The following is a 22,362-nucleotide window of genomic DNA, read 5'->3' on the forward strand; positions in this document are numbered from 1 at the left end:
GGTCATCGGCCGCTCAGCCAGGTGTCGTAGAACTGCAGTCGCGCCGAGGCCTCGAAGGTCAAGCCCTGCACCGTGTTCGCGACCCCGATGGCCTGGGAGAGCTCTATGGTCGGGATCCACAAACCCTCGTCGAGCAGCAGCCGCTGCGCCTGCTCGATCAGCTGGACCCGCTGCCCGCTGTCGACGGCGGCCAGCTGGCCCGACAGCGCGGCGTCGAGCGGAGGGATCGCGCCGCGGTCGTTCAGGTTCCGGGCATCCAGGCCGAAATTGGTGCGCAGGATATCGCCGTCGGCGCGGGTCACGTTGTAGTAGATGGTGTCGAAATCCTTGGTGTTCTGCCGCACGGTGTAGTCGGCGTTGGCGGCCGGTTCCAGCCGCAGCTCCACACCCGCCACCCGCAGTTGCTGCTGGAGGAGTTCCAGAATGGCCTGGTTACCGGCGAATGCCGCGCTGAACAGCACCCCGAACGACAACCGTTCACCGTTCTTGGCGCGGATACCGTCGCCGCCCGGGAGCCAGCCCGCCGCGTCCAGGGCCCGCTTCGCCGCCTCGGGATCGAAGCCGAGTTCCCCGCTCAGATCGATATAGCCGGGCGTCGTATGGGCCAGCGGGCTGCTCGCGGGCCGGAACTGCGGGCCCAGCACCGTATCGACGAGCTCCTGACGGTCGACCGCGGCCAGCAGCGCGGTGCGTACCGCGCGGTCGCGCAGCGGGCCCCGCGTCACATTCGGTTGCAGACCGAAGGTGATGCCGGGGTTGGAGGCGGTGGCCACCTGTCCGCCCGCGGCTTCGATCTGCGGGGCGTCCTGGGGTAGGGCATCGCTGGTCGCGTCCAGCTGACCGGACACCAGGCTGCCGGTACGTACTCCGGATTCCGGGACCACCGTGAATTCGATCCGGTCCAGATACGCCTCGCCCTGATGCGCGAACACCGCCGAGCCCCAGTGGTAGCCGGCGCGTTTGGCGAGCGTCACCGAATCACCCTGACGGTACTCGGCGTAGGTGAACGGGCCGCTGCCGATCGTATCGCCGAGGCAGCGCTGTTCGGCCTCTTTCGCGGTGGTGGCGGCGGCGAGAATGCCCAGCTGCGGGGTCGACGTCGCCTGTAGGAACTGCACATTCGGGGTGCCGAAGCGCACCCGCGCGGTCCGCGGGTCCACCACGTCGGTGCCGGTGTAATTGGCGAGGTAGGTGGCTGCCAATGGCGCTTTGGCGCCGCCCAGTACGTGCACGATCGAATCGAGCGTGGCACGGACCGATTCCGCGGTCAGCGGGGTACCGTCGCTGAAGGTCACGCCGTCGCGCAGATGGAAGGTGAAGGTCCGCGCGTCCGGGCTCACCTCCCAGCGCTCGGCCAGCCACGGCCGGATCTCACCGGTCTCCGGGTCCTGGTCGGTCAGCGAGTCGGCAATCTGACGGGTGACATAGATCGTCTGATTGGTACCACCCTGCGCCGGATCGGAGCAGGTCGGCGCCTGGGAGAGTCCGTACCGCAGGGTTCCGCCGGGCTGCGGCGGACCGCTGACACCGGTCTGGGTCACCCCGCCTCCGCACGCCGCGAGGGCGAACGTTGCGGCGAATACCCCGAACAGGGCAACGGGTCGTTTCATCGAGTTCTCCGGATCGCACCGCGCCGGGAACCGGCCGCGGCATCGTCGGGCCGGTGCCGCCCCGCGGCGGTCTCCCGGATGCTGGAAAAGACGTTAAGGAGCGAGCGGCGGCGCGTCGCCGGTCTCGATCACTCTGAATCCAAACCTTTCGAACCGGCCGCCTCGGAAATGGCCGGCCGATGGCTGCCCACTCGCCCCCGCCACGATCCGCGACACCGTGCTCCTGGCCGATCTGACCGGATTCGGCGTGGTCGCCCTCAACGACGTCTGGGGTGTGCTCAGCGGCCAGGCACGGGATGTGATGCCGTATTCGGGGTCGTCCACCTGGCTTTCGCCGCGGCCTTCCTACTCACCTGGTGGCGCGCCCGGCCGGCGGCCACCTGAGCCTCGACCGGACCGCCGGGCCGGGACGACGGCTGACATGATCGACCCTCGGGACGACACGAGAGAAGAGGCGGCAGCGGATGCGGATGGCGGAACTGAGCCGGGAGTCGGGCGTCGCGATCGCGACCATCAAGTACTACCAGCGCGAAGGACTCCTGCCGCCCGGCGAACTGACCAGCCCAACCAGGCCCGCTACGGTCCGGCACATGTGCGACGGCTCGCGCTCGTCCGGGCGCTCACCGAGGTGGCCGGACTCTCGGTGGCCGCCGTGCGCGACGTCCTCACCGCGATCGACGAACCGGGAAGCTCGCTGCACGACGTACTCGGCACCGCCCAGCCGGGCCTATCGGCCGCACCCCCGGAAACCGTCTCCGCGGCCGACCGCGAATGGGCCGCGCGCCGGATCGACGAGGTGGTCGCGGAACGCGGCTGGCAGCCGCCACCGCGATCACCGCTGATCGAGACACTGGCCGGGGTGCTGTGCACCTACCGGGCGGTCGGCCACGAATGGCCGCTCGACAACCTCTCCGCCTACGCCGAACACGCCGACCGGGTGGCGGCCGCCGATATCGAGGCCCTCGCCGGGCTGGACTCGGCCGAGAACATGGTGGAGGGCGCGGTGGTCGGCACGGTACTCGGCGACAGTCTGCTGGCCGCGCTGCGCCGGGTGGCACACGCGGAAGCCTCACGGAAACGCTTCGGCCGAACCTGACACGCGAAGGCTTCGGCTCGGTCATCGATGGAAAACGCCGCCAGGTGAACCACCTGGCGGCGTAGAGCCGGACGCCCGTCGGGCCGCCGCGACTCGGGTGCCGACGTCCCACAAGCGCCTCTCGGCGAGTGGTCGCTCGTAGCGACAAAGGGGTGAGGCCCGGGGCTGTCCGGACGCCGACAGGTGTTCCAACCGGTGGGTCGACCGGACTATTCCGGTCGGCGGATGTGACCCGGCGGACAACCCGACCGCGCCAGGCTAGGGGTCGAGTGGATTGTTCCGCGTCACGATCAAGGGGTCGGCCGGGGTGAACGGTAGCTCCGGCAGTTCGTCCAAAGCCTTACCGAAGGTGGCTGCCAGGACCTTGCGCGAATAGGCGCTCATAGAGGCGCGGTAGCCGATATCGGCCGGTGTCGGCTGATCGAAGAAGATCAGCAGGTGCACCCGGGGGGCGTCGACCACCTCGATATGGTGCGGGTAGGCGCGCGGGACGAAGTACACTTCGCCCTCGTTCACCGTGTAGGTGTCCAGGTTCCCGTCGGGGTCCATGATGGTCATCCGCGCCGAACCCTGGTGGACGTACCCCATTTCGGCGGTCACCGGATGCCAGTGTGGTTCGCGCATACCGTCCTCACGCACCCGCAGCGAGTACATCGAGATATCGTGCAGCGCGGGCCAGAACTGCCGGCGGGCGGTGCGCGCGGACCCGACCGGGGAATCGACCGGAGCGGGCATCGCCTCGACAGCGAAGTGGTGCGGGTCGCCGAAGTGGGCGCCGGGGGGAATATCCGGCTCGCCGTCGCGGCGCGCCACCAGGCGTGCGGTCGTACTGCGGCGGATATCGGCGAAGGCCGCCGCGGGCAGATCGTAGGTGTTGCCGAGCACGGCATCGGTCATCGCACCCACGGCGGCGCTGAGACCGAAATCCTCGGGGCGTTCGTGCCGGAACGCCAGGACGAATTCGGCGTCGGTGTCGCCGATGTTCTCGACGTGGTGCAGGGCGCCGGAGTCGATATGGAACATCTCCCCTGCCGTCACCAGGAACGAGGAGAAGCGGCTGCCGTCGTCCAGCACCGAGACCAACGCCCGGCCTGCGGTGCAGTAGGTGAGCTCGGTGGCATTGGCATGCCAGTGCGGTTCGCGGAAGGCTCCGGGAGCCAGCGTGAGGCGTTTGATGGAGAGCCCCGAGAGGATCGGGAAATTGTCGGCGGTGAGTCTGGTCAGCGTGCCGAGTTCGCTGCGATAGATCTCCTCGCCCTGCCACAGCGAGGCGACGTGGACCGATGGACTGCGCATAGATCCTCCTCGAGCGCCGATGGCCCCCTATCGATCATGCGCCCTCGGCGGACCGCCGGCCCGCACCGGACGCCGGCGCCGCGCACACCCCGGCGATTCGCCGCCGTTACCTCGACGCAGCGTCTCGGTCGAGACCCTCGGTGGCGGCGTGCGACGACGTTGACTTTGCCGAGGGCCAGGCGTGTACTGAAGATCTGAAAGGTCGAGCTCGTTGCAGCTGGTGGTGGGTGTGGTGAGCGATATGAACAGCGCGGACGGCGTGACCGGCGAAGCCATGGCGCTCGCGTGTGTCATCGGCGCACGCACGGATCGCGAACCCGACCGCTTCCTTCTCGTCTCGGGCCGGCCGACAGCCCGTCGGCTCCAGCCCTCGGCACCACGCTCCCGGACGGCCGTTTCTCCGGCCCGCGCGCCCCTCCGGCGGACACTCGCCGCGGCTCCCGGCCCCTCGCGGCCGCGGCGCCGGGCGGCTGTGCGCACGCCGGCGCACTCGATATGGACCACCGGGGTACACAGTGGCCTCTGGTCCCGTAACTCCCGATACCGAATTCAGGTCCTGTCGTGATCATTCTCGGAATCATTCTGTTGGTCATCGGATTCCTGTTCAACATCCAGATCCTGTGGATTATCGGAATCATCCTGCTCATCATCGGGCTGGTGCTCCTGGCACTGGGGTCGATGGGCCGCGCGGTCGGCGGGCGACGCCACTATTACTGACGCCGCCGGAAACGGTGCCGCGCGACCGTGCCCGTCGTCGGCCGATGACCACTGTCGATCGATGCCATGGACGAATCACACGCGAGGTGAGGAACAGAAATGGCAACCAGCACAATTGTCGCGATTGTTGTGATCGCGGTTGTCGTAGTCCTGATCGTTGCCGCACTGATCTGGGTGACCGCGAAAAAACGCAGAGAACACCGCCGGATCGAGGCGGAGAATATCCGCGGCGAGGCGGCCGAACGCGCACACCGGGTCGGACAGCGCGAAGCGCTCGCCGACGAGACCGCCGCCAAGGCCCGCGCGGCCGCGGCCGAAGCCGATGCCCAGAAAGCCCGGGCGACCGGCCTCCAGCAGCAGGCAGCCGCGCATCGAGGTGAGGCGGCCGCCTCTCGCGACGAGCTGGATCAGCAGTTCGAGCGCGCCGACGAGATCGATCCGGACCAGAAGAAGCGCGGAACCACCTAGCAACGCGCGGTGCGCCGGTCCGAGCAGAACCGGCGGCGGGCAACAGGTATCGGAACGTGCCGCTCCGGCCGTCGGGCTGTCGTGGCTTCCCCGGCACTCGGTGCGCAGGGCGGAGGAAATCCATGGGAACAAGCACCCCGTCCGAGGGCACCGAGGCCGGTCGGAGCGAGGATGCGACGGCCGCTGGGCACAGCTATCGAGATCAATGCGCCGCAGTACGCGCACGCCATCCCGACGACGGAGGAGTTCCTCGCCGCAGTCAACGACCGGTCACCGGCCGACCGGCCTGCTCGGCGACCCACGCAGCGATCTGGGTCCTGACCCCGCGCTCCGCGTCCGAGCCAACGGAACCGGGTCCCGGATGTCTTCATTCGGCGGATGATTCGGCTCCGACTATGGCCGGCGATCATGATCGTGGCTCCCCCGGCGGCGAGGCCGGCCGAGAGGGCGGCCGGACCGCACGCGATGACCGGGCACGAAGGCCGTCTCGCTCGACACGATGGGAGTGGCAGCGGCGTCTTCGTCTCGAATCAGCAGCAGGTCGTCTCAATATTGTGACGTATCACAGTAATCGACATCCGGTCACGTAACCTGGTCCCCTGGCCCCGGTATGAGAGGGGACCTTTCGGAGCACGCAAACCCGCATCTCCCCGGGTGCCAGAGGTATCGACAGAGCACCCAGGGGCGTGTGCCATGAGACGTTTACGTGCCGTCACTCTCGCGTTGCTCGTCATCGTGCCGCTGCTCACCGGGCAGGCCGCCGCCCAGCCGCCCCCACGGCCCGCTCCGCCCTTCGCCGGACTCCCGGCCCCGCCATCGCCCGCGGAGGCGAGCGGCGCGATCCTGCCCGATATCCAGCAGTGGATCGACCAGGTGATCCCGCCGCCGCCGCTCGCACCCGCACCCCGACCGGCGGCGCCGCTGGAGGAGACGAACGACCTGGCACCGGCGCTCGCGGCACTGCGTCAGGCGGTGCTGCCCGCGCCGGTCGGTGACCCGATATTCGATCTGTGGCCGGCGAACCTCGCCGACTTCGCCCCGGGCGCGGTGATCGAGGTCCGCGATATCACCGCTTCGGCGGCGCCACTGGTCATCGTGCCGATCCGGCAGGCGGTGCTGTTCAAATACCGGACCACCGATGCGCACGATCGCCCCTCCTTCGCCACGGCCACACTGGTGATTCCGGCGACCGGCCCGCCGGTGCCCGGGGCGCGGCCGGTGCTGGTCAACAACCTTCCGATCGACGCTCTCGGCCGCCGGTGCACGCCGAGTTACACACTGGCGCACGGCCTCTCCTTCGAGAGCGCGCTCACCGACTTCGTGCCGCCCACCACCCAGCTGGCCGCGCTGCGTGGTTACGCCGTACTCATTCCGGATCACGAGGGTCCGCTGATGGCCTACGCCGAACCCTACGTCGCGGGCCACGCGGTGCTGGACGCGGTGCGCGCGGTGCGCGGCTGGCGGGCGGAGGAGTTCGGCGCGAGCAGGTTCGCGATGACCGGCTACTCCGGCGGCGCGATCGCCACGCACGGCGCGGCGAAACTGATCGAGAGTTACGCGCCCGAACTCGCACCGGCACTGGTCGGTGCGGCGCTCGGCGGGGTACCGGCCGACTTCGAGATGCTGGCCCGCAGTATGAACGCCAATCTGGCCTCGGGCGTGTTCATGGCGGCCGTCTTCGGTATCGCCCGCGAGCGGCCCGAGATCCTGGCCCGGATGAACCACCTCGCCCAGTGGGTGACGACCTCGCCGATGAAAGACCAGTGCATAAGCGTTTTCGCGCTGCCGGGTGCGCTGCTGCTGCCGATCGATATCGCCGCGAATATCGCCGACCCGCTGCGATCGACGCTGGCCCGCGACATCTACGAGGTGACCCGCATGGCCGGCCGCGCCTCGGCGACGCCGCTCTACATCTACAACGGCGAGCAGGAGTTCTGGATCCCGGCCGAGGGCGCCCGCAACCTCTACCAGGAGCAGTGCTCACTCGGTGTCACCGCGGTCTACCGCAGTGTGCTCGGCGAACACATCATCGCGGCGGGACTCGGCTATCCCGACGCCATGATCTGGCTGGACGAGCGGCTCCGCGGTATCCCGGCGCACAGTGAATGCTGACGGCGCGCGCCGGGAGATCCCGAACAACCCGACCGGTACGCGGTGCACCTCAGCATTCGCTCGGTGCGGGTTCGCCGCGCAAGCGCGCGTCGATCCAGCCGCTGAGTTCGGGATAGCCGCTGACGTAACCGAGCAGATGTTCCCCGCCCACGACGCGGAAGACGGCGGAGACCCCGCGGTCGCACTGTTGCCGATACATGTGCTCGGCGTCGTCGAGCGGAATCCACGGGTCGTGCAAGCCGTGGTAGACGAACAGCGGCACGGCGGAGGTTCGTCCTGTCAGGTCCAACCGCTCGAACATCTTCGCCGCGAACGGACTGTCGAGCGCGTTCGCGGTATTCGCCGCGACGTCGATCGGAATGCCGACCACACCGAGGGGTCCGGAGGCGTCGCCGCAGATATCACGCAGTGGCGAGGTCGCCACCCACTGCCCGAGATTGTTCATGTAGCGCAGGATTTCCGGATGTTCGCGCGCGACCGCCAGCGCGACCGTCAACAGGATCCCGGAGGAAATGTTGCCGTTGAACTGATGGGCCACGCTCGAATTGTCGGTGACCAGGCCACCCGCCGCCGCGCCGATCAGCACATCGCGCAGTTCCGGCGCGTACTCGTCGAGCAGCATGGCCGCGGCGTAGGAGGCGATCGCGCCACCGGAATAGCCGATGGCCACGTACCGACTGTCGGCGAATTCGTCCGGCGCATAGGTGCGGACCGCGCGGATGGCGTCGAGCATCACGTGCCCGGCGGTATTGGGTTCGGCGTACGCCATCAGCGGGCCCTCGTGGTCGGGCATGAGGACCGCGTGTCCCTTGCTCAGCGCCAACCACACGGACGGCAGGAATACCGGGAGGTCGGTGTTCGGGCGATCCAGCAGGTCGTGCGACAGCTGGAATCCGGGGGTGCAATGCGATCCGAGTGAATTGATCGGCATCGCGTTCACCTCCACCGGCCGGGGCCCCGGTCCGGTCCACGCAGCCGCGGGGACGATCAATGTCGCGGTTCCGAAAGAGGGGCCGCCCGAGGCGGAGGTGGACCGGAACTTCAGCAGTGTCGCCCGCGAAATGGGCGTCGCCATTCGCGCGGCGGTCGTCGCGGTGACGTCCCGTCGTTCGATGATCTGACCGGGCGAGAAATTCGTGAGGTCGGCGGGCCAGGTATCGAAGATCGGATCGCCGGTCGCCGACGGCAGCACCCCACGCCACAGCGACACACCGGGCTCGTCACCGGCGAATTGCGACGGAGCCGGGATCGTGCCGTCGATCCACTGCTGCAGCGGTGACGGAGCGTTGACCTCCGGCTCGGCCGGGGCGGCCGATGGATCCGCGTACGCACGAGTCGGGGGCCCACCCAACCACGCACAACCGACGAGCACAGTCCCCAGGATTGCCAGAAGCGGCTTCACGACCCTCACCCTCGAATAAGCAAATTTCCATCAGTATCGACAGGTGCCCCCGGATTCGCCAAAGATAGAAGGGATTGGGTGACAATCACAGCGGATCGCCGGCCCCGCTGTGTATTTCACCATTCCGGCCACACGCGCCCTCCCGTGCCGGCCATGGCCCCGTCGACTCCCGGAACGCCGGGTGCCGGACGCCCGGCACAGCGCGAGAAGTTCGCCCCGGCGGGACGCGGCACCGCTGGTACCGGTGCAGCGCACCATGGCACATCGGGCCACCGATGCGGGCCGCGTTCACCAGCTCGTGGCGTCCCGGTGTAGCGGCCGTTCCAGGGCACACCGTTGCTGTCGGACAGCGTGGGCCCGCCGCCGGAGATGATCGCCTGCTGCGGGTCCATCCCGCCCGAGACCGCGCCGATCATCGGGTCGGCGGCGGCTTCCTCGGGCCGCGGGCACGACGCGCACGCCTCCCGGTGGGCAGTTGGTCGGTGTTTACCCGTCCACAGCCGGGGTAGGCGATGGCACAGGACGGTGAGAGGAGGTATGGACGATGCGATCGAGCAACGATCCGCGTCCCCTCAGTGGGTATATCGCCACGATCCTGGCCTATGCCGGGTCGGTCGGCGCGGTGACGCTGCTGGGCGGTCTCACCGGCCGCCGGCTCCCCGACTCCATGGGTACCCGTGACCTCGTCGTCACAGCTCTGGCCGCGCACAAGTTGTCGCGGCTGATGACAAAGGGCACCGTCACCGCTCCCGTACGCGCCCCGTTCACCCGGCCCACCGGCGACGGCGGCCCCGGAGAGGTCATGGAGCAGCCGCGCGCCGAGGACGGCGTCGGCCACAGTATCGGAGAACTGCTCACCTGCCCCTTCTGTTTCGATGTCTGGCTCATCACCGCCATGACCATCGGCCACGTCTTCGCACCACGGGCGACCCGAACGGTGGCCGAGGCGACGGCGGCGCTGGCCGGCGCCGACTTCCTGCACCTCGTCTACGCGACCGCCCAGCAGATAGCCGAAGGTGAATATCCGGCGATCGTCCCGACCGGTGAACACGGGCGGGCATAGCGCTGTATCGGTCGCGCTGATTGCCCGAGGCCGGTGGGCATGCCAGGCTGTTCGACGTGCTGCTAGCCGAGGTCGCCGCCGCGTCCGCCGATATCGCGTCGGCGTCGGCCCGGCGGGCCAAGACCGATCGTCTCGCCGCGTTGCTGAGTCGCGCCGCGGCAGACGGCGACGCACACCTGGTCGCGGTGACCGCGTCCTGGCTTTCCGGGGAATTGCCGCAACGCCAGATCGGTGTGGGCTGGGCCGCGCTGCGGTCGCTGCCCCCGCCTGCCGCGACGCCGACGCTCACGGTCGCCGATGTCGACGCGCGGTTCACCCGGATCGGCGCGGTCGCCGGGAAGGGCGCCCGGACCGTGCGCGCCGAACTGGTACGCAATCTGTTCGAGACGGCCTCCGGCATCGAGCAGACATTCCTGCGCCGGCTGCTCAGCGGTGAATTGCGTCAGGGCGCGCTGGCCGGAGTGATGTCCGACGCGATCGCCGGAGCCGCCCGGGTACCCGCCGCCGAGGTCCGGCGCGCGGCGATGCTGACCGGCGCGCTGCCCACCGTCGCGGCCGCGGCTCTCACCGGGGGCCGGCCGGCGCTGGCGGGGTTCCGGTTACGCGCGGGGCAGCCGGTCGGGCCCATGCTCGCCCAGACCGCGACCGGGGTTGCCGACGCGCTCCAACGACTCGGCGGCACAGCCGTTCTCGAAGCCAAGCTGGACGGCGCGCGGGTGCAGATCCATCGGGCCGGATCGGCGGTCTCGATCTATACCCGCAGCCTCGACGAGGTCACCGGCCGGCTTCCCGAGGTCGTCGCGGCCACACTCGCCCTTCCCGCCACCGATCTGATCGCCGACGCCGAGGCCATCGCGTTGCGACCCGATGGACGGCCGGATCGCTTCCAGGTCACTGCCGCCCGGTTCGGCCGCAAACATCCGGGCGATCTCGAACCGCTGTCGGTGTTCTTCTTCGACCTGCTGCATCTCGACGGCAGAGACCTTCTCGATCTACCCACCCAGGACAGGCTCGCCGCCCTCGACGCACTCGTTCCCGGCACCCAGCGGGTCGACCGCCTGGTGACCGCCGACCCCGAGGCGGCACAACAGTTCCTGGACCGCACGCTGGCCGCCGGGCACGAAGGAGTGATGGCGAAGTCACCGTCGGCACCGTACGAAGCGGGCCGCCGTGGCGCCGGGTGGCTCAAGGTCAAACCCGTGCACACCTTGGACCTGGTGGTTCTCGCGGTCGAATGGGGTTCGGGCCGGCGCACCGGCACGCTGTCCAATATCCACCTGGGCGCTCGTGATCCGGCCACCGGCGGATTCGTGATGCTGGGTAAGACCTTCAAAGGGATGACCGACGCCATGCTGGAGTGGCAGACCAGGCGCTTCACCGAACTCGCCGACGGCTCGACCGAAGGCTACGTCGTGCGCCTGCGGCCCGAACAGGTCGTCGAGATCGCATTCGACGGAGTGCAGGGTTCGACGCGCTATCCCGGCGGCCTGGCGCTGCGGTTCGCCCGCGTCGTGCGCTACCGCGACGACAAATCCCCGGCCGAGGCCGATACAGTCGACACTGTCCGCGCGCTCTACGAACGGGGCGGTTGAGCCGCCCGCGGCAGCTGTTTCGACTGCCGGTGGACGTCGCGTCGTCTCGGCCGCCCTGGCCGCACGAATTCAGCGCCCCGGCAGTAGCCGTCCCGTCGGGACGTACCGCCGCCCGGCCGCCACCACGCGACCAGACCCGGGAACTACGGTCGGTTCGCGTCGGCCGGCACGCGCAGGATCAGGGCATCACCCTGGCCGCCGCCACCGCAGAGGGCGGCGGCGCCGAGACCGCCGCCGCGCCGCGCGAGTTCCAGCGCCAGGTGCAGGGTGATCCGGGCGCCGGACATACCGATCGGGTGGCCGAGCGCGATGGCGCCACCGTTGACGTTCACCCGCTCGGCGTCGATACCCAACGCGCGAGTGGAGGCGATTCCGACCGCTGCGAACGCCTCGTTGATCTCGACCAGATCCAGCTCGGACGGGGCAATACCCTGCACGGCACACGCTGCGGTGATCGCATTCGACGGCTGCAACTGCAGGCCCGAATCCGGGCCGGCGACCATACCGTGGGCACCGATCTCGGCGATCCAGGACAGGCCGTGCGCCTGCGCGTACTCCTTGCTGGTCACCACCAGCGCGCACGCCCCGTCGTTGATACTGGAGGCATTGCCCGCGGTGATGGTGCCGCCCGCCCGGAACGCGCCGGGCAGCCGGGACAGTGTCTCGCCGGTGGTGTCCGGGCGGATCCCCTCGTCCCGGGTCAGCCAGGTACTCGAGCCCTTGCGGGCCGGGATCTCGACCGGAATCACCTCGTCGTCGAAAACACCGTTGTCCCAGGCCTTCGCGGCCAGCCGATGCGAGCGCGCGGCGAACGCGTCCTGGTCTTCCCGGGCGATCGTGTCGCGGTCGTTGCCCGCTTCGGTCAGCAGCCCCATGGGTTGATCGGTGAAGGCGTCGTGCAGGCCGTCGTAGGCCATATGGTCGAGCAGAGTGACCTCACCGTATTTGTAGCCGGTGCGGGAACCGGGCAGCAGGTGTGGTGCCCGGCTCATCGATTCCATACCACCGGCCACGATCACCTCGAAGGCACCGGAGCGGATGAACTGATCGGCCAGGATGATCGCCTCGACGCCGGACAGGCACACCTTGTTGATGGTCAGGGCCGGTACCGACATCGGGATTCCGGCTTTCGCCGCGGCCTGCCGGGCGGGCATCTGCCCGGCTCCGGCGGTCAGCACCTGACCCAGGATCGTGTACTGGACGTGGTCCGGGGCGACCCCCGCTTTGTCCAGGGCTCCACCGATGGCGACGGCGCCGAGGTCCGCGGCGGTGAATCCGGCCAGCCCGCCCTGCAGACGGCCGATCGGGGTCCGGGCACCGGTGACGATCACGGAAGTGGGCATGATGATCCTCTCGAGAACTCTTCGGAAGCGGCGGGCCGGTCAGCCGGCGAGGTGGCGGCTGATGACCAGGCGCTGGATCTGGTTGGTGCCCTCGAAGATCTGAGTGATCTTCGCCTCCCGCATATAGCGTTCGACCCGGAAATCCCGGGTATAGCCGTAACCACCGAGCACCTGCACCGCATCGGTGGTGACCTTCATCGCCGCATCGGTGGCGACCAGTTTGGCCACCGATGCCTGCCGCGAATACGGCAGTCCGGCGTCGCGCCGGCGGGCGGCATCCAGGTAGGTCGCGCGTGCCGAATCCACCGCGGCGGCCATATCGGCCAACAGGAAACCCAGCCCCTGATGATCGATGATCCTGCGGCCGAACGCCGTCCGCTCCCGCGCGTAGGCCACCGCCTCGTCCAGCGCGGCCTGGGCGAGCCCGACCGCGACCGCGGCAATGCCCAACCGGCCGGAATCCAAGGCGCTGAACGCGATCTGCAAGCCCTGCCCCTCCGCGCCGATCCGGCGTTCGGCGGGCACGAAGGCATCGTCGTAGTGCGCGGAGGTGGTCGGCACGGCGTGCAGTCCCATCTTCTCTTCCGGCCTACCGAAACTCAGCCCCTCGGTGTCCTTCGGCACCAGGAAACACGAGATACCCTTCGACCCCTCGCCGGTACGCGCGAACAGGTTGTAGAAATCGGCGATACCACCGTGGGTGATCCACGCCTTGGCACCGTCGACCCGGTATCCGCCCTCGACCGCGGTGGCCTTGCAGGTCAGCGCGGCGGCATCCGAACCGGCCTGGGGCTCGGACAGACTGTAGGCACCGATCGTGCCGCCGCCCAGCATGTCCGGCAGCCACCGCTGCTGCTGCTGCGCGCTACCGAACTCCATCAGCGGGTAACAGGCCAGACTGTGCACACTCACCGCCACCGCCACCGCGGCCCAGCGCGCGGCGATCTCCTCGAGCACCTGCAGGTACACCTCGTACGGCTGACCGCCCCCGCCCCACTCCTCCGGGTACGGCAGGCTCAGCAACCCCGCCTCCCCCAGCGTGGCGAACACACCGTCGGGATAGGTCTCGGCCTTCTCGTGCTCGTCGACGATCGGGGCCAGCACCTTATCGGCCACATCGCGGGTCAGCTGAATGAGATCCCGCGCCTCGTCGGTGGGCAGAAGTCGATCGACAGCCACAGGAAGATCCTCCGGTGATACGCAGGGCAGTACCTTACTCCCCGCTACAGTACTGTTCAGGGATCAGTACTGCAAGGAGCTCCGCAGTACTATCCCCCCATGGAACAGCGCTCGACCTTCGCGACCCCCCGCCGCACCGAACTGTTCGACGAACTGGTCGAGCTGTTCCTCGCCGAAGGATTCGCCCACCTGACGCTCGACGCCATCGCGGCGCGCCTGCGATGCTCCAAATCCACGCTCTACACCCTCGCCGGCAGCAAGGAACAGCTGGTTACCGCCGCCACCGTGCATTTCTTCAAACGCGCCACCGAAGCCGTCGAAGCCGAGGTATCCGCGACCACCGGCGCCCTGGAGCGCATCGCCGCCTATCTCACCGCGGTCGGCGCAGCCCTCGCCGCCGCCTCGGACCGGTTCATGACCGACCTCGACGCCTTCGCTCCCGCCCGCGAGGTCTACGAACGCAACACCCGCATCGCCGCCCGCCGGGTCCAGGAGCTCATCGACGACGGCGTCGCCACCGGGGAATTCCGCGGCGTGCACGCCGCGTTCGCCGCCGACCTGGCCGCCACCATGATGGTGCGCATCCAGCAGGGCGGCGTCCGCGGCCGCACCGGACTCGACGACGCCGCCGCCTATCGCGAACTGGCCGCTATCCTCACCCACGGCATCAGCGCCCGGTAGTTTCGTCGCCGCACCCGATTCCGGCACCGGACCGAGCCGGCCCGGACCCGAGCCGGGTGGCCGGCCGCCGACCTCAGAGAACTCACAATGACGAACGTTAACGTCGGCGATCGTGCGTTCACGTGTTGTCACGATATCCATCGCGGCGGTCGGCCTGATCCTGATCGCGGCCGGCTCCATCTTCGCCTACTCCGGCACCCCGGAGACAACGGCGACCGCAGCCCGCTCGACCGGACAGTCCGACGACCCGAACGGCGGCGTCGGCCCGGCGCGGAGCAACCTGCAGCAGGCCGGGCTGCCGCTGGCGATGCTCGAGGCCGGCGTCGGACAACTCGCCGACGGCAGCCATCAACTCGACGACGGGGCCCGTCAACTCTCCGACGGTCTGCGGCAGGCACGAGACGGCGGCGAGCAACTCGCCACCGGACTCGACCAGCTCAACGGCGGCGTGGGCCTGCTCGGCGACGGTGCCTCGCAGATCAGCGGAGGAGTCGACGAGGTCGTCGACCGGCTCGCCGAATTCGGGGGCATCCAGGACGGAGTGACAGCGCAGCTCACCACCGTCGCCGACGCCCTCGGCAGATCACCGGACCCGGTGTCCCGGACCATCGCCGCACAGCTCCGCACGCTCGTGGAGACGCTGAACACCCAGGGGCCGGTTCCGGCGACTCTCGATCAGCTCGCACAGTTGCGCGACGGCGCACGCCGACTCGCCTACGAACTCACCGACCCGAACGCGCAGTTCGTGGCGGGGATGGCCCTGGCGGCCGACGGGTCGCGACAGCTCCGCGACGGACTCGTATTGCTCGACGACGGTGGGCACGCATTGACGGGCGGGACGGGACAGCTGGTCGACGGTGTCGGATTGGTCGCCGGTGTCGTCGCGGGGATCTCCGACAACGTGCGATCGGCCACCGACGCACTGCCCCGCGCCACCGCGACGCCGGCGGAACCAGCGGTCACGACCTCCGATCGTGCACGGTGGCCGTATGCGCTGATCGCTCTCGGCGCGGCGGCACTCGTTGCGACTGCAATCCTGCCCCGCGGGCAGATATCGCGGCGAGCGACCGCGCACAGTCGACCGGAGACCGAAGCCGCCCACTGAACTCTTCGAATTCTCGATGACCCCGGACGGGGCCCGGCGGATCCACGGCATCGGCAGAAAGGCGTCCCGGCGGATTCACCGGTACGGCCGATGATGGAGTGGAACCCGACCGTGCTGCGACGGAATAGATCTGCACCGGTTGCACCAGGATGGCGACCACCACCCGCGACCCGACGGGATTATGCCGGAACACATCCGGTCGGAGAGTGTCACGAATTCGCCGCCGTACGGGTCATGAAATAAGCTCGCAGCAACGCGGAAATGGAGAATCGATGCCTTCGACAGGTGAACCGACGACGGTCCGGGATACGCCGGAGTACCAGGAAATCCAGAACGACGAACTCTTTCGGGCGTGGCTACAGATGCAGCAGGAAGCCATGGAGAACGAGTTCGTCGAAGTCGACGCTCCCGAACTCGCCGGCCACCTCTGGACCCGGGAAGGGCTGGTAATAGCGGAACACGAGATGCTCCGCCGCCATCCGAACTTCGACGATATGGTCTCCGAGGAAAACCTCGAAGTCGCCGTGCGATTCATCTACTTCGTCGGCGAGACCTTTCGACGGGCATTGGAGGGGATCTGGGTGCTCCGGCCGGCGAACCCGCCCGAGCGGCCGGAGCCCCTGTGTGTCATCGACTCCCCGATGTGGACCGCTTTCCATGAGCCCACGCATATGATCGAGCTGGCCTTCGACCGGCGTACCGGAAAAGAGATTTCCTGGATCTTCGACCGCACGGTGAAACGACACCAGAAATGGGTGGCGGCCGGCCGGCCCGCCCGCGGTAGCTAGCGGTGCTCCGGAGCGCGTTCATTGTCCCGTACGCGCTCCGGAGACCGCGCCGGCACTCGCCGCGCACCGACCGCCGGCGCTTCGTCGAGCATCCGCCCCTCCGGCGCCGGCCTCGCCAGCGCGACGAGAACCGGCGCGCCCGGCTCAGGACCGCCGCCGGTCCGACCCATCATCCGGCCGTCGCGATCGCCGGAACCTCGGCGGAATACGCCGCGAGAACATCCGAGCTCGCCTCAGCACATGCGCTCGACGAGCAACCTGCGCGTGACTCGGCCTCGGACGACGGCTTCCACGACCCCGAGCGGGCGGCCCGCTCAGAGACCGGCGCTCGTCTCGGCCAGCACTCCGGCGAGCAGGTCGTAGTCGACAACGTGCCCCTCGGGGATATCGGCGACCTTGCGTTCACCGGTGCCCATCGACCTGAGCACTCCCTTGACCGCCTCGATCTCGGAGGCGTTGAACACCATGAACGACACTTTGCTCTTCGCCACGTGGATCACCGCGGCGTGGCTACCGTTCTTCGAGAAGTGCGGTTTGCCGTACTGGATCTGCTCCTCGACGGCGGGGATAGTCGTGTGGATCATGGCGCGCAACTGCCGGCAGACGTCGGCCTGCCAGGGCTGCAACTCGTCGATGTATCGGGTGACTTCGGCGTTCATGGTTTCCTCCGCGAAATTCGATGGTGATGGCGTGCGAAGATCGTCACATATCTGATTATTAGATGTCAAACTATCAGATATCGAATAGGATGCGGGCATGAGTGAGAACCCTCCCGAACCCGACTCCACCGACGCCGTCATCGCCGCCTGGGCTCGGGAACGCCCGGACCTCGAGCTGACCGCGATCGGTATCGTCGGCCGGCTCGGCCGGGCGGCCCTCCTCCTGCGCCCCGCCCAGGAGCGGGTGTTCACCGAGTTCGGTCTCCAGCCGGGCGAATTCGATGTGCTGGCGACCCTGCGCCGGGCGGGCGAGCCGTACACCCTCATCCCCTCACAGCTCTCGGCCGCGCTGTTGCTCACCAGAGCGGGGATGACCAACCGGATCGATCGACTGGTCGCCGCCGGCCTCGTCGAACGCACTCTCGACCCCAACGACCGGCGCAGTTTCCACATCCGGTTGACCGAGAAGGGCTACACCACGGTGGACGAGGCGATGACCGCGCACACCGCCAATGTCACGCGACTACTTTCCACACTCCCCGAGACCGGGCAAGCCGCCCTCGAAGACCTCCTCCGAACTCTGCTGCACGCGCTGGAAGCCCCGGACGACCGGGGCACCGAGTAGCCGCTCGTGATCGGCGTGCCGGCCTGGGCGTGGCCGACCCGCGAGCAGTGCGCCCCCGGACGCCACCAGTGACCCGCCGGGCCGCGGGTTCGGCATACTCGCCGACCGGCCCAAGGCCTTCGGGCCGCCACGCCCGGGCGCTACGCCGAGGACGGATCGGTGAGGTCCGGCCTCGGTGCCCGGGGGCGGAACCGGCCGCACCGGCGCTCGGCGACCGGCCGATACGGAGTTCGGAAACGCCATACCTTTTCGCAGGTGAACGCGCCTTTCTTCAATACGGTCCCACCTCGGATTGTCGTGATAGCTTGCTCACCGAAGCGATCTGTTCCAGCTGCGAATCAGCAATTGCGGCGAACCATTCCCCCTCCTGGAGGTTGAGATCGTGACTCGTCCCCTTGTTCGGTTACTGGGTGCGCTCGGCGGCGTGGCATGCGCCCTGCTGGTGGCGACACCGGCCACCGCCGGGCCCATCTATCCGGCCCCGGACCCCGACCGGTTCTACGCCGCCCCCGCCGATCTGGCCGCGCACCGGCCGGGCGACGTGCTCGGCGTGCGGGTCCTGCCACCGGTGGCCGTCTTCCCCGGCGCCACGGTCCGGCTGATCAAGTTCCGTTCCACCGATTCGCGGGGCGCGCCGATCGCGGCGACCACCACGATCGCCACTCCCGCGGGCCATCGACCCGGCGCGCCGCTGCTGTCGTATCAGCATTTCATCAATTCGCTCGGCACCGACTGCGCGGTATCGCACCGGCTCTACGGCGCCGACCTGAACCTGTCGGTGATCATGCCGGCGTTGGGAACGATGCTGGCGCGAGGCTGGAGCGTGGCGCTGCCGGATCATCTCGGACCGCACTTCGCACTCGGGGCCGGGCGTCTGGGCGGCCAGATCACCTTGGACAGCGTCCGGGCAGTGAAGCAGGTGCCCGAACTCGCCGTCGCGGACAGCCCGGCGATATTGGCCGGCTACTCCGGTGGCGGCCTCGCGACGGCGTGGGCGGCCGTCCTGCAACCGTCCTACGCACCCGAGTTGCGGCTCGCGGGCGCGGCCATCGGCGGAGCCCCGATGAACCTGGTTTCGATGGCCGAGGGGCTGGGCCACAACCCCCACCCGGCTTTCGGGCTGGCGATGGCGGCGGCCATCGGCCTCGAACGGGAATACCCCGACCGGGTACAGGTGAGTGCGAATCTCAATCCGCGTGGTCTCGCGATGCGTGACGCGATGGCCAATCTCTGCACCAATGACATCCTCGCCCTCGGCGCCGGTGGCAGCGCACACGAGTTCGCCACCGGGCCCGCTGTCTTCGAACAACCCGAGGCCTGGGACGTGGTGAAGGAGAACAGCGTGGAACTCTACGACCGGGTTCCGGAGATGCCCATATTCGAATGGCATTCGCCGACCGACCCGCTGGTCCCGATCAACGCCATCGACAACACCAACCGGCGGTGGTGCGCGGCCGGGGTGCGATTGCAGACGCTGCAGGTCCCCTCGTTCGAACATTTGTCCGCGGCGGTGGCCGGCACACCCGCCATGCTGGCGTGGCTCGAAGGCCGAGTCCGCGGCGAGCCCGCGCCCGTCGCCTGCTGACGGAACACCTGGTGACAGTCCCGGGTTGCCCGCAGTCGATGGACGAACCGCTGTGGGCGACCCGGGGCCGGGCGACGACAAACGCTCGGTGCCGGTAGCCGGACTCGGCCGGCTACCGCACCCGGGGTGATCAGTCGCCCTGCTCGTCGTCGTGGATCCGGAACTCGGGCGAGGTGCCGCTGATAGGGACGCGGTCGGTGCCGGACTTCACCGCGTCGCCGAAGTACCGGATCCGGTAGGTGCCGGGTGTTGCGTCGGCCGGGCTGTCCCACGTGATGGTGACTCGCGAGCTCGAGGCGGTGCCACGCGACCAGGCGAAGGTGGTCGACCAGTCGCCATCGTCGGCGATCGTTCGCCAGCGCTCCCCGTCGCGCCGCTGCACCATGAGATAAGTGCTGCCGCGATGTAGGTCGTGGTTGGGGTGCGCGCCGGCGAACTCGACGCTCACCTGCTCCCCCGCGCGATAGGCCGGCGCGGGCTCGCTCAGCACGTCGCCGAAGTCGTGCCCCACCGGCGGAAAGTCCACGGGCGGGGTTGCTTTCGCAGGCCGCTGCACCTCCGACAGATCGGGCGCCTCGGTACCGGACGGTACCGGGCTGCCGTCGTGCATTGCGGTCGCGAGCTGCGCCGCGATCTGCTGCAGGGCGGGCAGCTCCCAGCGACCGAACAAGGTGCTCGCGCCCTCGTAGTGCTGCGCGTCGTACTCCTCAGGGGTGGTGACGTAATGGATATAGGCGTTGCTGTATCCGGCGACCAGGACGTTGGCCGGTTCGGCGCCGAGGATGGCCGCCACCGTGCGCCGCAACCGCAGTCCGGCGGCGATCGTCACCTCGCCCGGAATACCGATCAGATACAGCTCGCCGATCTGGAGGAGTTGTACCGGAACGATCTCTTGCACATAGGGCCCGAGCCGATTGAGCAGCCCGCCCGGAGCCACGATCGCCTTGGGCGCCTGCGCATCCCGGAGCGACGGCGCGAACCGGTACACCAGCCGCGACAGCAGATCCCAGCCCGGATTACGTCCTTCGTGAAAGGTCTTCCAGTGGGTGGGCCCGTCATATCCCGCGCCGGCGAAGGCGGCCGCACCCCCGGCGGGCCGCCCGGTGCGGTGCTCGCGCTCATCTCCGGTGAATTCCGCGGAGACGGTCACCGCGGACAAATCGACGTGCACGACGCGGTGATCGATGCTGCCGGCCATGCGCGGCACATACCCCGCGGCGAGTTTCGCCGCGGCCTCGTACTGGCGCAGACCGAGGGTCCGGGTGTTCTCGCGCTCGTCGGCGGCGTCACCGGGCCTACCGTCCAGATTGGGCGACATATCACCGGCATTGGTCTGCGCGAAGGCCGCCACGAAGTCGGGATCCGGGTCCGCCAGATAGTTCACGCCTTCGACCACGTGCTCCCAGTGGTAGGCCGCGTACCCCTTGTTGTCGCCACTGATCAGCGTGTTCCGATTGCTCATCGAGGTGCCGTGCGTGGCGAACCAGTTGATGGCGCCGACCGGTTCGCCCTCGCGATCGATGCGCAACAGGGTCGTCTGCGGATCGATGGCATCGGGAAAGAATTCCTTGTCCTCCTCCGGGTTCCGGTCGAACGCCGCACGCGATCGATTGACGCTGGCCTCACGCAGCTCGCCATGCACCAGGCGCAGGGTGGCCGGTGCGAGATCCTCGTGTGCTCGTTCGACCGCCTCGAGGATGCCGTCGACAATCGCCGCGAACGTTTTGGGACGGAATCCGGCCGAGCCGTTGTACAACCGGTGGTGCGAATAGCCGCCGGGCCCGCAGTGGGTGTGAGTTGCGGTGAGCATCACGTTGGACTGGGTGTAGGTGTCGCCGAAGCGCTGGGCAAGCCGGCGCAGCACCTCCTGAGTGATGCTGGAGAAGATCAACGGCAGATCGTTCACGATCAACAGCACCCGCCGATCGACCAGCGGGTCCACGAAGACGAAAGCGCGGGAGCGCAGCCGGAGGTGTATTCCGGTGGTCTTCTGATCGGCCTTACCGTAGCCGAGCATGCCGACCTCGGCCGGTTCTCCGGTGATGTCGGCAATGGCGCGCCCGACCAGGTGGCGGTCGGTCGCATAGTTCGTTTCCGGCATCGACCTCTTCTGTCCTTGTGGATTCGGCCCGCGGCAGCGGTTCGGGTTCATTACACAGACAAACTAGCAAGGACGAAGTCGGGTTTCGTATTGCGCGATCTACGGTTTCGCGGTCACCGTCATCGGGAAGGCGCCGGGCGACCACGCGATCGACTACACCCGGGCCGATCCGCGGCTCTCGGATCTGCGGACCGCCGGCATCCAGGCCGATGTGACCACCATGGTCGAGATCTCGGCCGGCAATATCCCGGTCGATCACCTCCAACAGCCGATAGCAGCTGTCGAATACGCGCGGCGGATGGCGCAGCGCGATATCCCGTCCAACTTCCTGGTGCGGGCCTACCACATGGGCCAGAACACCATGATGCGCATCTGCTACGACGAGGTCGCACAGCGGAGCTTGCCGACAGCGCTGGGACCGGCCGTACCCAACGCCTCACCGAGAGCCCGGGCGCCAGAAGTGCCCGCGGCAGCGATCCCCGACTGCGCAGATGAGCACGGCCACGGGCTGCGTGTTCCCCGCCGGGATGGCTTCGGGCCGCCCTGCTGCCGGAAACGGCACCGGGTTCACCCGGGCACCGGGCTGTCAGTGGATCAGTCGTCGAGAATCTCGACCTGATTCTTGTAGAAGGCGACGTAGTTCTCGATCTCGGCCGCTTTGGTCTTGGGTTCGGGGTAATACCAGGCCGCGTCGGTCAGCGGCTCGGTGTTGCCGACGTCCACGGTGTAGTAGCTGGCCCGCCCCTTCCACGGACAGAACGTATGCGTGTCGGTGGGCTCGAAGAACTCCTTCCGTAACGAGTCCGGCGGGAAGTAGTGATTACCTTCGACGATGACGGTGTCGTCGCTGGACGCGATCGTTACGCCGTTCACGACTGCCTTTGTCATCCCTCGATTCTGCCTCAGCACCCCGGGGCAGCCCGATCCCGCGGGTCGCCGT

Annotated in this window: 20 protein-coding genes and 1 pseudogene; 12 read left to right on the forward strand and 9 right to left on the reverse strand. The window is 68.5% G+C overall.

Annotation, left to right across the window (positions count from 1 at the left end; all coding sequences use genetic code 11):
• Nucleotides 1–2: 2 nt before the first annotated feature.
• Entirely contained in the window at nucleotides 3–1,610 is a 1,608-nt protein-coding gene (locus NF4_RS18310; protein ID WP_063128528.1) for an ABC transporter substrate-binding protein, read from the reverse strand.
• Nucleotides 1,611–2,080: 470 nt separating this feature from the next.
• Between NF4_RS18310 and NF4_RS18315 the strand changes: the two are divergent.
• Nucleotides 2,081–2,706: pseudogene (locus NF4_RS18315) on the forward strand (MerR family transcriptional regulator).
• Nucleotides 2,707–2,964: 258 nt separating this feature from the next.
• Here NF4_RS18315 and NF4_RS18320 read toward each other — a convergent pair.
• Nucleotides 2,965–4,002, reverse strand: coding sequence for a cupin domain-containing protein (locus NF4_RS18320; protein WP_063128529.1), 1,038 nt, complete (start codon nucleotides 4,000–4,002; stop codon nucleotides 2,965–2,967).
• A 561-nt stretch (nucleotides 4,003–4,563) separates the two neighbouring features.
• Between NF4_RS18320 and NF4_RS38655 the strand changes: the two genes are divergently transcribed.
• The 3 genes from NF4_RS38655 (at nucleotide 4,564) to NF4_RS18330 (ending at nucleotide 7,299) form a co-directional block, all read left to right on the forward strand.
• Nucleotides 4,564–4,719, forward strand: a complete 156-nt coding sequence (locus tag NF4_RS38655) for a DUF6131 family protein (protein WP_168165651.1) — start codon at nucleotides 4,564–4,566, stop codon at nucleotides 4,717–4,719.
• Between the two features lie 99 nt (nucleotides 4,720–4,818).
• The gene (locus NF4_RS18325; protein WP_063128530.1) at nucleotides 4,819–5,187 is read left to right on the forward strand and encodes a hypothetical protein; all 369 of its coding nucleotides are present in this window, start codon (nucleotides 4,819–4,821) and stop codon (nucleotides 5,185–5,187) included.
• 693 nt (nucleotides 5,188–5,880) lie between these two features.
• The gene (locus NF4_RS18330; RefSeq protein WP_063128531.1) at nucleotides 5,881–7,299 is read left to right on the forward strand and encodes a lipase family protein; all 1,419 of its coding nucleotides are present in this window, start codon (nucleotides 5,881–5,883) and stop codon (nucleotides 7,297–7,299) included.
• A gap of 49 nt (nucleotides 7,300–7,348) precedes the next feature.
• Here NF4_RS18330 and NF4_RS18335 read toward each other — a convergent pair whose 3' ends face one another.
• Both NF4_RS18335 and NF4_RS40265 read right to left on the reverse strand, forming a co-directional pair.
• A complete protein-coding gene (locus tag NF4_RS18335; protein ID WP_232330537.1) occupies nucleotides 7,349–8,701 on the reverse strand; it encodes a lipase family protein in 1,353 nt (450 codons plus the stop codon).
• 116 nt (nucleotides 8,702–8,817) lie between these two features.
• Nucleotides 8,818–9,252, reverse strand: coding sequence for a manganese catalase family protein (locus NF4_RS40265; RefSeq protein WP_439956762.1), 435 nt, complete (start codon nucleotides 9,250–9,252; stop codon nucleotides 8,818–8,820).
• On the opposite strand from NF4_RS40265, the gene NF4_RS18340 reads away from it, so the two are divergent.
• Entirely contained in the window at nucleotides 9,246–9,764 is a 519-nt protein-coding gene (locus NF4_RS18340) for a DUF1360 domain-containing protein (protein ID WP_063128533.1), read from the forward strand. The two genes, NF4_RS40265 and NF4_RS18340, sit on opposite strands and share 7 nt — an antisense overlap.
• A 56-nt stretch (nucleotides 9,765–9,820) precedes the next feature.
• A complete protein-coding gene (locus NF4_RS18345; RefSeq protein WP_063128657.1) occupies nucleotides 9,821–11,356 on the forward strand; it encodes an ATP-dependent DNA ligase in 1,536 nt (511 codons plus the stop codon).
• 143 nt (nucleotides 11,357–11,499) lie between these two features.
• Here the strand turns inward: NF4_RS18345 and NF4_RS18350 are convergent, their stop codons facing one another.
• Together NF4_RS18350 and NF4_RS18355 are read right to left on the reverse strand one after the other, a co-directional pair.
• Nucleotides 11,500–12,699, reverse strand: a complete 1,200-nt coding sequence (locus NF4_RS18350; protein ID WP_063128534.1) for an acetyl-CoA C-acetyltransferase — start codon at nucleotides 12,697–12,699, stop codon at nucleotides 11,500–11,502.
• Between the two features lie 39 nt (nucleotides 12,700–12,738).
• The gene (locus NF4_RS18355; protein ID WP_063128535.1) at nucleotides 12,739–13,878 is read right to left on the reverse strand and encodes an acyl-CoA dehydrogenase family protein; all 1,140 of its coding nucleotides are present in this window, start codon (nucleotides 13,876–13,878) and stop codon (nucleotides 12,739–12,741) included.
• Between the two features lie 99 nt (nucleotides 13,879–13,977).
• On the opposite strand from NF4_RS18355, the gene NF4_RS18360 reads away from it, so the two are divergent.
• The 3 genes from NF4_RS18360 (at nucleotide 13,978) to NF4_RS18370 (ending at nucleotide 16,452) form a co-directional block, all read left to right on the forward strand.
• Nucleotides 13,978–14,559: a TetR/AcrR family transcriptional regulator gene (locus tag NF4_RS18360; protein ID WP_063128536.1), complete on the forward strand. Its 582-nt coding sequence runs from the start codon at nucleotides 13,978–13,980 to the stop codon at nucleotides 14,557–14,559.
• Between the two features lie 112 nt (nucleotides 14,560–14,671).
• Nucleotides 14,672–15,664: a hypothetical protein gene (locus tag NF4_RS18365; RefSeq protein WP_063128537.1), complete on the forward strand. Its 993-nt coding sequence runs from the start codon at nucleotides 14,672–14,674 to the stop codon at nucleotides 15,662–15,664.
• A 272-nt stretch (nucleotides 15,665–15,936) separates the two neighbouring features.
• Nucleotides 15,937–16,452: a hypothetical protein gene (locus tag NF4_RS18370; protein ID WP_063128538.1), complete on the forward strand. Its 516-nt coding sequence runs from the start codon at nucleotides 15,937–15,939 to the stop codon at nucleotides 16,450–16,452.
• Between the two features lie 314 nt (nucleotides 16,453–16,766).
• On the opposite strand, the gene NF4_RS18375 is transcribed toward NF4_RS18370, so the two are convergent.
• Nucleotides 16,767–17,111, reverse strand: a complete 345-nt coding sequence (locus tag NF4_RS18375) for a DUF1801 domain-containing protein (protein ID WP_063128539.1) — start codon at nucleotides 17,109–17,111, stop codon at nucleotides 16,767–16,769.
• Nucleotides 17,112–17,208: 97 nt separating this feature from the next.
• Here NF4_RS18375 and NF4_RS18380 point away from each other — a divergent pair, with 97 nt between their 5' ends.
• Together NF4_RS18380 and NF4_RS18385 are read left to right on the forward strand one after the other, a co-directional pair.
• Nucleotides 17,209–17,736 (forward strand): MarR family winged helix-turn-helix transcriptional regulator, encoded by a 528-nt coding sequence (locus NF4_RS18380; protein ID WP_063128540.1) that lies wholly within the window; start codon nucleotides 17,209–17,211, stop codon nucleotides 17,734–17,736.
• A gap of 379 nt (nucleotides 17,737–18,115) precedes the next feature.
• Nucleotides 18,116–19,321, forward strand: coding sequence for a lipase family protein (locus NF4_RS18385; protein ID WP_063128541.1), 1,206 nt, complete (start codon nucleotides 18,116–18,118; stop codon nucleotides 19,319–19,321).
• A gap of 130 nt (nucleotides 19,322–19,451) precedes the next feature.
• On the opposite strand, the gene NF4_RS18390 is transcribed toward NF4_RS18385, so the two are convergent.
• Nucleotides 19,452–21,422 (reverse strand): neutral/alkaline ceramidase, encoded by a 1,971-nt coding sequence (locus NF4_RS18390; RefSeq protein ID WP_063128542.1) that lies wholly within the window; start codon nucleotides 21,420–21,422, stop codon nucleotides 19,452–19,454.
• A gap of 148 nt (nucleotides 21,423–21,570) precedes the next feature.
• On the opposite strand from NF4_RS18390, the gene NF4_RS18395 reads away from it, so the two are divergent.
• Nucleotides 21,571–22,041, forward strand: coding sequence for an RsbRD N-terminal domain-containing protein (locus NF4_RS18395; protein WP_501193527.1), 471 nt, complete (start codon nucleotides 21,571–21,573; stop codon nucleotides 22,039–22,041).
• Here the strand turns inward: NF4_RS18395 and NF4_RS18400 are convergent.
• Entirely contained in the window at nucleotides 22,017–22,310 is a 294-nt protein-coding gene (locus tag NF4_RS18400; protein WP_063128544.1) for a DUF427 domain-containing protein, read from the reverse strand. The genes NF4_RS18395 and NF4_RS18400 overlap by 25 nt on opposite strands.
• Nucleotides 22,311–22,362 lie beyond the last annotated feature (52 nt).

It is taken from the genome of Nocardia fusca NBRC 14340 (assembly GCF_001618425.1).
GTDB classification, from domain to species: domain Bacteria; phylum Actinomycetota; class Actinomycetes; order Mycobacteriales; family Mycobacteriaceae; genus Nocardia; species Nocardia fusca.

Bases quoted from the DNA above. Each gene is read 5' to 3' on its own strand.
- NF4_RS18380 (WP_063128540.1), top strand. From the start codon at position 17,209: ATGAGTGAGAACCCTCCCGAACCCGACTCCACCGACGCCGTCATCGCC.
- NF4_RS18350 (WP_063128534.1), bottom strand. From the start codon at position 12,699: ATGCCCACTTCCGTGATCGTCACCGGTGCCCGGACCCCGATCGGCCGT.
- NF4_RS18330 (WP_063128531.1), top strand. From the start codon at position 5,881: ATGAGACGTTTACGTGCCGTCACTCTCGCGTTGCTCGTCATCGTGCCG.
- NF4_RS18400 (WP_063128544.1), bottom strand. From the start codon at position 22,310: ATGACAAAGGCAGTCGTGAACGGCGTAACGATCGCGTCCAGCGACGAC.
- NF4_RS18390 (WP_063128542.1), bottom strand. From the start codon at position 21,422: ATGCCGGAAACGAACTATGCGACCGACCGCCACCTGGTCGGGCGCGCC.
- NF4_RS18310 (WP_063128528.1), bottom strand. From the start codon at position 1,610: ATGAAACGACCCGTTGCCCTGTTCGGGGTATTCGCCGCAACGTTCGCC.
- NF4_RS18375 (WP_063128539.1), bottom strand. From the start codon at position 17,111: ATGAACGCCGAAGTCACCCGATACATCGACGAGTTGCAGCCCTGGCAG.
- NF4_RS18340 (WP_063128533.1), top strand. From the start codon at position 9,246: ATGCGATCGAGCAACGATCCGCGTCCCCTCAGTGGGTATATCGCCACG.
- NF4_RS18325 (WP_063128530.1), top strand. From the start codon at position 4,819: ATGGCAACCAGCACAATTGTCGCGATTGTTGTGATCGCGGTTGTCGTA.
- NF4_RS18360 (WP_063128536.1), top strand. From the start codon at position 13,978: ATGGAACAGCGCTCGACCTTCGCGACCCCCCGCCGCACCGAACTGTTC.
- NF4_RS18320 (WP_063128529.1), bottom strand. From the start codon at position 4,002: ATGCGCAGTCCATCGGTCCACGTCGCCTCGCTGTGGCAGGGCGAGGAG.
- NF4_RS18370 (WP_063128538.1), top strand. From the start codon at position 15,937: ATGCCTTCGACAGGTGAACCGACGACGGTCCGGGATACGCCGGAGTAC.